Genomic DNA, 11,835 nt, shown 5'->3' with positions numbered 1-11,835 from the left:
GTGATGTCGGACGCGTAGCCTTCGATTTCGCAGCCGGCGTCGATCAGGACCAGCGAGTGCCCGGAGAGCAGCTTGTCGTTGGCGACGTAATGGAGGATGCAGGCATTGACTCCGCCGGCGACGATCGGCGTGTAAGCGTGACCGCTGGCGCCGCGCCGACGAAATTCATAACTCAGCTCGGCTTCCAGTTCGTACTCGGCGATGCCCGGCCGGCAGGCGCGCATGGCGCGCGTGTGCCCGGCAGCAGCGATGTCGGCGGCGCGCTGCATGCAGTCGAGTTCATGGCTGTCCTTGCACAGCCGCATTTCGTCGAGCAGACCGTGCAGGTCGCGAATCTCTCCCGGCGCTTGCTGGCCGTTGCGGCTATCGGCGCGCAAGCCAGCGAGGACCTCGCCGATTCGCCTGTCCCACTCGGCGTCGTGTCCGAGCGAATGCCAGAGCGTGCTGCGCTTGGCGAGCAACTGTGGCAGTCGACTGGCGAGCTCGCTGATCGGCCAGGCTTCCGCAAAGCCGAAAGCCTGCGCCGCGCTGGCCGGGCCGTAGCGGAAGCCATCCCAGATCTCGCGTTCTTCGTTCTTCTCGCGACAGAAGAGGATCGATCTCGCCTCGCTGCCACCGACCAGGACGAGCACGGCTTCCGGTTCCGGGAAGCCGCTCAGGTACCAGAAGTAGCTGTCGAAGCGGTAGGGATAGTGGGCGTCGCGGTTGCGCAGGCGCTCGGGCGCGGTCGGGATGATCGCCACGCCGTCGCCCAGGCGTGCGCAGACGCGCTGACGGCGTTCGGAGTAGGGAGCGTGCTTCATGTCGTGCGTGTCAAGTCATCATCGAGGCGCTGCAGGCGCTCGATCGTTCCCACATCGACCCAGCGGCCGCCGTAGCGTTCGCCGGCGATCAGTCCGCGGCGGATGCCGTCGTCGAGCAGCGGACGCAGCTTCATGTGCGTGCCGCGCGGCAGCCGAGCGAAGAACTCCGGCCGGAAGACGGCGATACCGGCGTAGGTGAGCGTTGCCGGGTGGCGCTCGTCGGCCGCGCAGACCACGTCGCCGCGCAGTGTAAAGTCGCCGCCGGCGTGGTGCCCCGGGTTATCGACTAGAACCAGGTACGCGAGACGCTCGCCCAGGGCAGTGGCGCAACGCGTTGCCTGGGCGAAATCCCAGTCGCACCAGACGTCGCCATTGATGACCAGAAAGGGCTGGTCGGCGAGCAGCGGCAGCGCCGTCGCAATGCCCCCGGCGGTCTCCAGCGCGCCCGCCGGTTCCGGCGAATAGGCGATGCGCAGACCGAAGGCGCTGCCATCGCCGAGTGCCGTCTCGATCTGCCGCCCGAGATGGGCGTGATTGATCACCACTTCGCGCCAGCCGGCGGCGGCCAGACGTTCGAGATGCCAGACGATCAGCGCCTTGCCGCCGACCTGCAGGAGTGGCTTGGGCGTCTGGTCGGTGAGCGGTCGCAGGCGTTCGCCGCGGCCAGCGGCGAGGATCATTGCTTTCATCATCAGAAGGTGTAAGCGACTTCGCCGGGTTGCGCGTCGAGCGCATCGAGGAGTCTGGCGAGTGGCGCCAACTCGCGGTAGCGCTGACAGGTGCGGCGCAGATAGTGCATGACGCGCGGCATGTCCTTCAGATAGTCGTCCTTGCCGTCGCGATGCCAGAGGCGGGCGAAGATGCCGAGCACCTTCAGTTGCCGCTGCGCGCCCATCCATTCGTAGTCGCGATAGAACGCCTCGAAATCGGCGTGTACCGGCAGCCCGGCGCGGCGTGCCGCTTCCCAATAGCGGATGACGAAATCGAGTTCGAGGTCTTCCGGCCAGTCGATGTAGGCGTCGCGATAGAGCGAGACGAGGTCGTAGGTCAAGGGCCCGAACACGGCGTCCTGAAAATCGAGGATTCCCGGGTTGGTGGGAAAGCTGCGCGGCGCGTCCCCGACGACCATCAGGTTGCGTGAATGATAGTCGCGATGAACATGGACCTGCGGTTGGCGCAGGTTGTTCTCCAGCAGCGCGGTGAATACGCTCTGCAAGGCGAGCGTCTGCCGCTCGTCGAGGCTGCGGCCGAGGTGGCGTTGCACGTACCAATCGGGAAAGAGCGCCAGCTCGCGCGCCAGCAGGCTGCGGTCGTAGGCGGGGAGGACGTTCGGGCGGCCTGAGGTCTGGATGGCGATCAGCGCCTGATTGGCATCGTCATAGAGCCCGGGAGCTGCTCGCCGGTCGCCAAGCGCCTGCAGGTAGGTGACCCGACCAAGGTCGGAAAGGAGGAGAAAGCCTTGCTCGAGGTCGTGCGCGAGGACTTCCGGTACATGCACGCCGGCCGTGCGAAACATCCGGGCGATGGCCAGGAAAGGCCGACAGTCTTCTTTGTCGGGTGGCGCATCCATCACGATGCGGCTCGTTCCGTCGGGCAGAACGAGGCGAAAGTAGCGCCGGAAACTGGCGTCGGCCGAGGCTGTTTCGAGCTGCAGCGAGCCGGCCGGAAAGTCTTCCGCGAAAAGCTGATTGACCCAGTTCTCCAGCAGGGCTTTGCGCGGCATGCCGCTCCTCCTCGGGTGATGATGCTAGAATGCCCCGATTTTATCATCCGGCCCGCTGGCAGGCGCGGCGTCGGCAAACGTCGCCTTCGTTACTGACCCATTCGCAATGACGCTTCCTTCTCGGCCCCGGCCTTTGCCGGTGCTCTTCTGCTGTGGCCTCGCCGGTGGTCTGGCCGCCGGGTTTTCTGCGCCGGCCGACGCGCAGGGCAATCAGCCGCCCTTCCGCGTCGATCCGGCGCTGCTCGGTTTGCCGCCCGTCTCGGCGGCACCGGCAGCGCGACCGAGCGAGCGCTCGGCTGCGCAGACCCGGCCCGTTGACCTCTCGCCGACGGAGGCCCGCCCCTTGCCGCCAAGTGGAGAGCGGGCGGCGGCGCGTGCTGGCGAAACGCCGGGCAGCGCCGGCCAGGCGAGGGCGGCGGTGGCGCCGGCCGTGCAGTCGCCGCCGGTACAGTCGTCCGCCCAGACGCCGGCCGTTGCGCCGCCTGGCGACGCGCTGCCGGCGGCAGTCGCCGGGACGCCCGAGGTGGCGACGACGCCACTCCAGTTGCGCTTGGCGAAAGCGCTGGTCGCCCCGCCGAAGGAGAGCAGCGAGCCGCGCCCGGCGTTTCTCAGCGCACAGCGCATCAGCGGCGTCACCGACCGCGAACTGCTCGCCGAGGACGACGCCGAGTTGCGCAAGCTGGGCACTGTGCTGACCGCTGATCGGCTGACCTACTGGCCGGTAGAGGACGAAGTCGAAGCGCTCGGCAACGCCCGTTTGCAGATCGACGAGGACGTGATTTCGGCGCCGAAGATGCGCCTCAAGGTCGAAGATCAGGTGGGCTTTGCCGACAATGCGTCGTACTTCCTGCGTCGCCAGGCGAGCCCCGAAAAGTCGGCGGCCGGTGGTGCGGCTGCCGAAAAGCTGCCGGCAGGGCCGGCGCCGGGCGATTTTTCCAGCGGTTTTGCTGCGCCGCGCCTGGTTGATCTGAAACCCGGCCAGACCAAGGTGAAGGGACCCAGGAAGCCGGTCAAGGAGCTTACCGAGGGACGCGGCGAGGCGCAGCGGATAGACCTCGAGGGTGAGAACCAGGTGCGCCTGACTTCGGCCACCTACACCACGTGCAAGCCGGGCAACGACGACTGGATGGTCAGCGCGCGCGAACTGCAGCTTGATTACGACGAGGACGTGGCGACCGGCAGCGACGCGACGATCCGTTTCATGGGCGTGCCGATTCTCTACTCTCCCTGGGTTTCGTTTTCGCTGAACAACGAGCGCAAGTCGGGCTTCCTGACGCCGACCTACGGTTCGAGCACGGAGAGCGGCGTCGAGTTTACCCTGCCGTATTACTGGAACATCGCGCCGAACATGGACGCGACGTTCGAGCCACGCATTCTCACCAAGCGCGGCGTCCAGCTTGCCACTGACCTGCGTTACATGAACGCCGCTTACGGCGGCTCGTATTTCAGCAAGGCGCGCGTCGAGATGCTGCCGAACGATCGCGTGCGCGATCTCGACCGTTGGGGCTTGTCGCTGACACATACGCAGACGACAGCCGGCGGCTTGACCGGATCGCTCAATTTCAACCGGGTTTCCGACGACTACTATTACACCGACCTGTCGAGCCAGATCGCCAGCACGGCAAGCACCCAGCTCCTGCAGCAGGGGCAGATCAGCTATGGCGGCGGCGGTTGGTGGAACGTCAGCGGCATGCTGCAGACCTTCCAGACGCTGCAGCCCGATCCGCGCAACCCGGTCAGCCAGCCGTATCGGCTACTGCCGCAGATCGTCGTCAACGCGCGCCAGCCCGACCTCTATCTGACCGACAGCGCCTTCTTCGGGCAGTACAGCAACTTCACCAGTCCGGAAGCGAACCGGGTGACCGGGCAACGCATCGTCCTCCAGCCGCAGGTTTCACTGCCCTACGTTACTCCCGGCTGGTACGTCACGCCGCGTCTCGGGGTGAATATCACGCACTATTCACTGTCGCAACCGGCGACCGCAGTCACCGCGCCCTCGTCGATCAACCGCAGCCTGCCGATTTTCAGCGTCGATTCCGGGATGACTTTCGAGCGCGCCAGCCACTGGTTCGGACGCGAGTACACTCAGACACTTGAACCACGCCTCTTCTACCTGAACATTCCCTACCGGAATCAGGACGAAATCCCGATCTTCGACACCGCGCTGGCCGACTTCAATTTTGCCCAGATCTTTGCCGACAACCAGTTTTCCGGTTGGGACCGGATCAACAACGCGAATCAGTTGACCGCCGCGGCAACTTCGCGCCTGATCGATCCGGCAAGCGGCGCCGAGATCATGCGCGCGATGCTTGGTCAGCGCCTGTATTTCTCGGACGACAAGGTGGCTTTGCAACCCGGAGCGGCGACCCGGAAATGGAAGAAGTCGGACCTTCTCGCGGCGTTCACCGGCCAGGTGCTGCCGCACGTTTACGCAGATGCCACGTTGCAGTACGACACCGGCGATCAGCAGTTCCAGCGCTATTCCTTCGGTGCGCGCTACCTGCCGGAGGCGGGCAAGGTGCTCAACGCGGCGTACAGTTATAACCGCAATGCGGTGACGCCGATCAAGCAGATCGACATTTCCGGTCAGTGGCCGCTGACCAGTCGTTGGCAGCTGGTTGGTCGCTACAACTACTCGTTCCTGCAGAATCAGCCGATCGAGATCATCGGTGGTGTCGAATACAACGCCGGCTGCTGGGTGCTGCGTGCTGTCGGCCAGCGCGTCGTGACCAGCGAGTCGCATGTCTCGACGCGTGCCTATCTGCAACTCGAACTGAGCGACTTCTCGCGTCTGGGAGCGAATCCGCTGATGCTGCTGCAGCGGCGCATCCCGGGCTATGGGATCGCCAACCCGTCGCTCGACGAGCGCGCGTGGAATGAATAGCAAGTACAGCAAGCAGGTGAATTGATGATCTGGCTCCTGATGCGCAGCATGCTGCTGTCGCTTTGCCTGGTGGGCGTGGCGATGGCCCAGATGGCGGCCCGGCCGGGCCGCGAACCGGTTGCCGTCGACCGCATCGTCGCGGTGGTCAACGACGAAGTGATCACGCTGAACGAGTTGCACGCTCGCCTCGAGGCGGCTACTGCGCAACTGCAGAAGCAGGGCGTCGCGCTGCCCGCACGCGATGTGCTCGAGGCTCAGATGCTCGAGCGCATGGTGATCGATCGGGTGCAGCTGCAACTGGCGCGGGAGACGGGTCTGCGGGTGGACGACGCGCAACTCGAACAGGCGCTGCAGCGGATTGCGGCAAACAACAAGCTTTCACCGGCGCAGTTTCGCGCCGCGCTGGAAAAGGACGGCATCGCCTACGCGAGTTTCCGCGAAGACATCCGCGGTGAAATGATGATCGCCCGCTTGCGCGAACGCGAGGTTGAGGCGAGGATTTTCGTTTCCGAGAGTGAGATTGACCACTATCTGGCGAACGCGGCGGCCGGCGGCGCGAGCGAGGAATACCAGTTGGCGCATATTCTGCTGCGCGCACCCGAGTCGGCGAGCCCCGAGCAGATCCAGAAATTGCGCGCCAAGGCCGAGCAGATTCTCGACCGCCTGCACAAGGGCGAAGACTTCGCGCAACTGGCGGCGGCGTATTCGGACGCTCCGGACGGCCTGCAAGGCGGCAACCTCGGTTGGCGGCCGAGCGAACGCCTGCCCTCGATGTTTGCCGAGGCCAGCGCCAAGCTCAACGTCGGCGAGGTGACACCGGTTCTGCGCAGCTCGAACGGCTTTCATCTGATCAAGCTGCTCGCCAAACGCGGCGGCGGCGCGCTGCCGGCGGTTCAGCAGACGCACGCCCGGCACATCCTGATCAAGGTCAACGAAGTCGTTTCCGAGAACGAAGCGCGCCACAAGCTGGAAGCGCTCGCCGAGCGCATCCGCCACGGCGAGAGTTTCGCCCAGCTTGCCAAGCTGTTCTCGCAGGACGGGTCGGCAGCCAAGGGCGGCGATCTGGGCTGGATCTATCCGGGCGACACGGTTCCCGAGTTCGAACGTGCGATGAACGCGCTGGCGCCCGGTCAGGTCAGCACACCGATCCAGTCGCCGTTCGGATTCCATCTGATCGAAGTGATCGAACGCCGTCTGCAGGACGTGTCGAGCGACCGCCGGCGCGCCGCTGCGCGCCAGGTGTTGCGCGAACGCAAGCGCGACGAAGCGTATCAGGACTGGCTGCGGCAGGCGCGCGATCGCGCCTACGTCGAACTCCGCCTGGTCGAGCGTTGAGCGTGGCGAACGCCCTGCCGCTGCCGGTCATCGCGATTACTGTCGGCGAACCGGCCGGGGTCGGTCCGGACATCGTCCTCCGGCTGCCCGAATGGCTACGCGCTGGCGACCTTTCGGCGCGCCTGGTCGTTCTCTCTGATCGCGACCTGCTGGTTGAACGTGCTGCGGCGCTGGCGCTCGAGGTCCGGATGCGCGACTGGCAGCCGGGCGTGCCACCGGCCGCCGACACGCTCGATGTCATCCATCTGCCGCTGGCGGCACCGGTCGTCGCCGGACGTCTCGATCCGGCCAATTCGCCACACGTCCTGGCGCTGCTCGACCGTGCGCTGAGTGGCTGCCTGACCGGAGAGTTCGCGGCGATGGTCACCGCGCCGGTGCATAAAGCGGTGATCAACGACGCCGGCATCGCCTTCTCCGGGCATACCGAGTACCTCGCCGAGCGCACCGGAACCAGGCGAGTCGTCATGATGCTGACGGGCGGCGGACTGCGCGTCGCGCTGGTGACCACGCATCTGCCGCTGAAAGACGTTCCCGCCGCGGTCACCGCACTGGCCGTCGAGGAAACCCTGCGCATCCTGCACAGCGAGATGAGGCGCAAGTACGGCCTCGCGCGACCGCGCATCCTGGTCGCCGGCCTCAATCCGCACGCTGGTGAAGGCGGTTACCTGGGGCGCGAAGAAATCGAGGTGATCGCGCCGGTGCTGGACAGACTGCGTGCCGGCGAAGGGATGAAGCTGATCGGACCGCTGCCGGCCGACACGATGTTCTCGGCGCCGGTGCTGGCGCAGGGCGACTGCGTGCTCGCCATGTATCACGACCAGGGGCTGACGGCGCTCAAGTACGCCAGTTTCGGGCACGGAATCAACGTCACGCTCGGTCTGCCGATCATCCGTACCTCGGTCGATCACGGGACGGCGCTCGAGTTGGCGGGCAGCGGTCGAGCCGACCCGGGGAGCCTGTTCGCAGCCGTCGAACAGGCGATCGAGATGGTCGCCCGCGCCGGCGGCTGACGAAGCCGGCGGCGATGCGGCAGCACCGCGCACGCAAGCGCTTCGGCCAGCATTTTCTGGTCGATCGCCAGGTCATTGCGCAGATCATCGAAAACCTGGCGGTGGCACGCGACGAGTTGCTGGTCGAGATCGGCCCTGGGCTGGGCGCGCTGACCGTTCCGCTCTGTGCGCGCGTCGACCACCTGCAGGTGATCGAAATCGACCGCGATCTGGTCGCCGAGCTGCAGCGGAAGTGTCCCGCCGAGCGTCTGACGATACACTCGGGCGACGCGCTGATCTTCGATTTTGCCCGCCTGGCGGAAACGCTCGGTGGCGCTCTGCGTCTTGTCGGCAACCTGCCGTACAACATTTCGACGCCTTTGCTTTTTCACCTGGCGGGCGCAGCGCACTGTTTGCGCGATCTGCATTTCATGCTGCAGAAGGAAGTCGTCGAGCGCATTGTCGCGGCGCCGGGCAGCCGCAGCTTCGGCCGGCTATCGGTGATGCTGCAATATCGCTTTGCCGTCGAGTCTCTGTTCGAGGTGCCGCCGGCGGCTTTCGCTCCGCCACCGCAGGTGCGCTCGGCCGTCATCCGGCTGCTGCCGCGGCCGGCGAGCAGTTTGACGGCGCATGACGAGGATCTTCTTGCCCGCGTCGTGGCGCTTGCCTTTGGTCAGCGACGCAAGATGCTGCGCAACAGTCTTGCAGGTCTGGCGAGTGCGGATCAGCTCGTTGCCGCCGGCATTTCGCCGTTGGCGCGGGCCGAGGAACTGGCGGTCGCCGACTACGTTCGCCTGACCAATAGTCTGCCGCGATAGGCGAGGACGCCTGGCTGGCCTGCCTGGCCAACGGCCAGAAGAGTTTGGCCTGCCTGGCCAACGGCCAGAAGAGTTTGGCCTGCCTGGCCAACGGCCAGGCAGGGGAAGAAAGGCGTCAGTCGCTTTTCTGCATCGGGCAGGTGTTGACGCCAAGCAGCGAATACGCCGGGCAGGTTCCGAGCAGGCCGGTCAGCAGGGGTACGACGCCGATCCAGCCCCAGGCGCCGACCACGCCGAGGGCGGCCATGGCGATCAGAGCGATGCCGACGACGATACGCAGGATTTTATCGATTCCACCGACGTTGGTTTTCATGCGGTTCTCCGTAAGAATTGACAGGGCAGGCCGGCAGCTTAGGCGGTGTCAGGCGGTGAGTCTGTAACTGCGGTCACAGAGGCCGTGCGCCTCGTCCGGTCATCGTCCGCCGTCGGCAAGCTGGCGCAAACCATCGCGATCGACAATGCTGATCTGCTCGCGCCCGAGAACAACCAGGCCCTGTCCGGCAAGACCCTTGAGCAGGCGGCTGACGATTTCGCGCACGCTGCCGAGTTCGTCGGCGAGCGCCTGATGCGTTGCGCGCACGGTCTCGCCGCGCGCCAGCAGCAGCTTGGCCAGCCGCTGGTCGAGGCGATGAAAGGCCACTTCCTCGACGAGTTGCATCAACTCGGCGATCCGTTCGGCGAAAAGATGGAAAACGAAGTCGCGAAACAGCGGCTGCTCGGCGATCAACTGTTCAAAGAGCGACGGCGGCAGTACGAGCAAGGTCAGCGGCAGTTCGGCGATGCCGCGTGCCGAGTAGCGACTGTGGCCGAGCAGGCAGCTCGAAGTGATGATGCATGAGTCGCCTGGCTCGACGCGGTAGAGCAGCATCTCGCGGCCCGTCGCGGTGCTTTTCACGACCTTGATCGTGCCGGCAAGAATGAGTGGAAAGCCAGGGCAGCTCTGCCTTTCGTCAAAGACCGCGGTGCCCGGCGCAAGCTGCACCCGCCTGGCCGTCTGGCACAGTTCGGTCAGCACCCGCGTCGACAGGCAGCGCAATACCGGATAGAGCGCGACGAGGCGCTCGGCGAGCTCGCTTCCGCTCGCTTCCATCAAGCGCTCAATTCGGCGGTGACCGGCGCATGGTCGGAAGGCCGTTCGAGCTTGCGCAACGCGCGCGCGATTTCGGCGGCGGTGCATTGCCCGGCGAGCGCTTCGCTGAGCAGAATGTGGTCGATACGCAGCCCCAGGTTCTTCTGAAAACCGAGCATCCGGTAATCCCACCAGGAGAAGCTTTTCGGCGCTTGCTCGAAAAGGCGGAAGCTGTCGCGCAGGCCGAGGCCGAGGAGTCCGCCGAAAGCCTGACGTTCGGCGGCGGAGCAGAGAATCTGGCCGGACCAGGCGGCCGGATCGTGTACGTCGCGGTCTTCCGGAGCAATGTTGAAGTCGCCGGCAACGAACAGACGCGGGTGCTCGGCGATCTGGCCAGCCAGCCACTCGCGCAGGGCCGAGAGCCAGGCCAGCTTGTAATCGTATTTGTCGCTGCCGACGGCCTGGCCATTCGGAACGTAGACGCAGACGGCGCGCACTCCGCCGACGCTGGCCGCCAGCAGTCGCTGCTGTTCGTCCGGGTAGAGCGGGTTGCCGATGACCACCTCGCACGCCGGCTCGCGGCTGAGCAAGGCGACACCGTTGTACGTCTTCTGTCCGGCGAATAGCGAGAAGTAGCCGGCCGCCTGCAGGGCAGCCTGTGGAAAGGCATGATCCTCCAGTTTGGTTTCCTGCAGGCAGACGATGTCCGGCTGCCAGGCGGCGAGCCAGTCGAGCAATTGCGGCAGACGAACCTTCAGCGAGTTGACGTTCCAACTGGCAATCTTCATGCGATGGGCTTCCTCGGCGCGTGGCGGGCGTTGGCTGCCCGCCTGCCGGGCGGCAGGCGGGCGGGGCGGTCAGGCGAATTGTGCCAGCCGGCAGCCCAACACGGAACCCCGGCGGGGCAATTTTGCTTTAAGCTCAGGCTTGACGATCGGTCGAAGGTGGTAGCGGAATGTGCGTGCTGTGTCTCTCCTGGAGAATGCTGCGCCGCGATGCGCGGGCGGGCGAACTGCATTTGCTGCTTGCCGCCTTGACGGTGGCGGTTGCCGCGCTCGCCGCGGTCGGATTCTTTGCCGATCGAGTGCGCCAGGCGTTGACGCGCGAGTCACACCAGTTGCTCGGTGCCGACCTGCTGCTCAACGCCGACCACCCCTGGCCAGCCGAAGTTGCCGACCAAGCGCGCGCGCGCGGCCTGCGCGTAGCCGAGACGCGGACGTTTCCGAGCATGGTCGCACATGCGGCCGAAGACGGGCAGCGCGCGCAGCTGGCCGAGATCAAGGCGGTAGCGACGGGCTACCCCTTGCGCGGTTCATTGCGCATCGCGCCCGCCGTGAATGCCGCGGATGCGCCGGCCGTCGGCATACCTGAGCGCGGCACAATCTGGGTCGACGAGCGCCTGGCTGCCGCCCTCGCCGTGAGCGCGGGAAGCAGCGTCGGCGTCGGCCAGATCCGGCTGCGCGTCGCTGCCATCCTGACCCTCGAACCCGATCGCGGAATCAACTTCTTCAGCGTCGCGCCGCGCTTGCTGATGAACCTCGACGATCTGCCGGCGACCGGCTTGCTGCAGGTTGGCAGCCGGGTTGCCTATCGCCTGCTGCTCGCCGGCGAGGATGCGTCGGTCAGACGCTTTCAGAACGACCTTGAACGGCGCCTGCAACGCGGACAACGGATGGAAAGCCCGGAGAACGGGCGACCGGAAATTCGCACTGCGCTTGAGCGGGCCGAGAAGTTCCTTGGCCTGGCCGGCTTGTTGTCCGTCGTTCTGGCGGCCGTCGCGGTGGGTCTGGCGGCGCGTCGCTACGTCGAGCGCCATCTCGACGGCTGTGCCGTGATGCGCTGCCTCGGCGCGGTGCAGAACCTGCTCCTGCGTCTCTACCTCGGGCAATTGGCGATGCTCGGTGCTGCCGCGGTCGCGCTCGGCGTTTTGATCGGCTATCTCGCCCATTTCGTGCTGCACGCCTGGCTGGCCGACTTGCTCGCCATGTCCTTGCCGGCACCAAGCCTGCTGCCAGCCGGGCAGGGCGCGGCCATCGGACTTCTGCTCCTCTTCGGTTTTGCCGTTCCGCCCTTGCTGCAGCTCCAGAAAGTGTCGACACTGCGCGTTCTGCGGCGCGAACTGGGTCCACCGCAGGGTAGTTTCATGGCCGGCTATCTGCTCGGTTTGCTGGCGCTCTCCGGACTGATCTGCTGGCTCGCCGGCGAGCTGCAACT

The 11,835-nt window shown here is 65.9% G+C and carries 11 protein-coding genes; 5 read left to right on the top strand and 6 right to left on the bottom strand.

Going from position 1 to position 11,835, the window contains the following annotated elements:
• The 3 genes from RKP46_RS18930 to RKP46_RS18920 all read right to left on the bottom strand — a co-directional run.
• Positions 1-803 (bottom strand): aminopeptidase P N-terminal domain-containing protein (locus tag RKP46_RS18930; RefSeq protein ID WP_311108059.1); only part of this gene is annotated, 803 nt, incomplete at its 3' end.
• Positions 800-1,492 carry an N-acetylmuramate alpha-1-phosphate uridylyltransferase MurU gene (murU, locus tag RKP46_RS18925; RefSeq protein WP_311108060.1) on the bottom strand — a complete coding sequence of 231 codons (693 nt, stop codon included), beginning with the start codon at positions 1,490-1,492 and terminating at the stop codon, positions 800-802. The genes murU and RKP46_RS18930, both read right to left, overlap by 4 nt.
• 2 nt (positions 1,493-1,494) lie before the next feature.
• Positions 1,495-2,526 carry a phosphotransferase gene (locus RKP46_RS18920; RefSeq protein WP_311108058.1) on the bottom strand — a complete coding sequence of 344 codons (1,032 nt, stop codon included), beginning with the start codon at positions 2,524-2,526 and terminating at the stop codon, positions 1,495-1,497.
• Positions 2,527-2,632: 106 nt separating this feature from the next.
• On the opposite strand from RKP46_RS18920, the gene lptD reads away from it, so the two are divergent.
• The 4 genes from lptD to rsmA are packed head-to-tail and all read left to right on the top strand — an operon-like array spanning position 2,633 to position 8,552.
• Positions 2,633-5,410: an LPS assembly protein LptD gene (lptD, locus tag RKP46_RS18915; protein ID WP_311108057.1), complete on the top strand. Its 2,778-nt coding sequence runs from the start codon at positions 2,633-2,635 to the stop codon at positions 5,408-5,410.
• 24 nt (positions 5,411-5,434) lie between these two features.
• A complete protein-coding gene (locus RKP46_RS18910; protein ID WP_311108056.1) occupies positions 5,435-6,745 on the top strand; it encodes a peptidylprolyl isomerase in 1,311 nt (436 codons plus the stop codon).
• Complete coding sequence (gene pdxA, locus RKP46_RS18905) at positions 6,742-7,755, top strand: 4-hydroxythreonine-4-phosphate dehydrogenase PdxA (protein WP_311108055.1); 1,014 nt, start codon at positions 6,742-6,744, stop codon at positions 7,753-7,755. The genes RKP46_RS18910 and pdxA overlap by 4 nt, the downstream gene beginning before the upstream one ends.
• Positions 7,756-7,769: 14 nt before the next feature.
• Positions 7,770-8,552, top strand: coding sequence for a 16S rRNA (adenine(1518)-N(6)/adenine(1519)-N(6))-dimethyltransferase RsmA (gene rsmA, locus RKP46_RS18900; protein WP_311108054.1), 783 nt, complete (start codon positions 7,770-7,772; stop codon positions 8,550-8,552).
• A gap of 115 nt (positions 8,553-8,667) precedes the next feature.
• Here the strand turns inward: rsmA and RKP46_RS18895 are convergent, their stop codons facing one another.
• The 3 genes from RKP46_RS18895 to xth all read right to left on the bottom strand — a co-directional run bounded on the left by RKP46_RS18895 (position 8,668) and on the right by xth (position 10,409).
• Positions 8,668-8,865, bottom strand: coding sequence for a DUF2892 domain-containing protein (locus tag RKP46_RS18895; RefSeq protein WP_311108053.1), 198 nt, complete (start codon positions 8,863-8,865; stop codon positions 8,668-8,670).
• A 99-nt stretch (positions 8,866-8,964) separates the two neighbouring features.
• A complete protein-coding gene (locus tag RKP46_RS18890; protein ID WP_311108052.1) occupies positions 8,965-9,642 on the bottom strand; it encodes a Crp/Fnr family transcriptional regulator in 678 nt (225 codons plus the stop codon).
• Positions 9,642-10,409: an exodeoxyribonuclease III gene (gene xth / locus RKP46_RS18885; protein WP_311108051.1), complete on the bottom strand. Its 768-nt coding sequence runs from the start codon at positions 10,407-10,409 to the stop codon at positions 9,642-9,644. The genes RKP46_RS18890 and xth overlap by 1 nt, the downstream gene beginning before the upstream one ends.
• A 173-nt stretch (positions 10,410-10,582) precedes the next feature.
• Here xth and RKP46_RS18880 point away from each other — a divergent pair.
• On the top strand, positions 10,583-11,835 hold a 1,253-nt coding region (locus RKP46_RS18880; RefSeq protein WP_409194168.1), incomplete at its 3' end, for an ABC transporter permease.

It is taken from the genome of Accumulibacter sp., assembly GCF_031732815.1.
In the GTDB taxonomy this organism is placed as follows: Bacteria; Pseudomonadota; Gammaproteobacteria; order Burkholderiales; family Rhodocyclaceae; genus Accumulibacter.
Note: the sequence above shows the minus strand (reverse complement) of the source record. Positions and strands in the feature narration are given on the sequence as shown.

What these genes read in the sequence shown, in the direction of transcription:
- RKP46_RS18920 (WP_311108058.1), bottom strand. Translation starts at nt 2,526, where the DNA reads ATGCCGCGCAAAGCCCTGCTGGAGAACTGGGTCAATCAGCTTTTCGCG.
- RKP46_RS18890 (WP_311108052.1), bottom strand. Translation starts at nt 9,642, where the DNA reads ATGGAAGCGAGCGGAAGCGAGCTCGCCGAGCGCCTCGTCGCGCTCTAT.
- xth (WP_311108051.1), bottom strand. Translation starts at nt 10,409, where the DNA reads ATGAAGATTGCCAGTTGGAACGTCAACTCGCTGAAGGTTCGTCTGCCG.
- lptD (WP_311108057.1), top strand. Translation starts at nt 2,633, where the DNA reads ATGACGCTTCCTTCTCGGCCCCGGCCTTTGCCGGTGCTCTTCTGCTGT.
- RKP46_RS18895 (WP_311108053.1), bottom strand. Translation starts at nt 8,865, where the DNA reads ATGAAAACCAACGTCGGTGGAATCGATAAAATCCTGCGTATCGTCGTC.
- rsmA (WP_311108054.1), top strand. Translation starts at nt 7,770, where the DNA reads ATGCGGCAGCACCGCGCACGCAAGCGCTTCGGCCAGCATTTTCTGGTC.
- murU (WP_311108060.1), bottom strand. Translation starts at nt 1,492, where the DNA reads ATGAAAGCAATGATCCTCGCCGCTGGCCGCGGCGAACGCCTGCGACCG.
- RKP46_RS18910 (WP_311108056.1), top strand. Translation starts at nt 5,435, where the DNA reads ATGATCTGGCTCCTGATGCGCAGCATGCTGCTGTCGCTTTGCCTGGTG.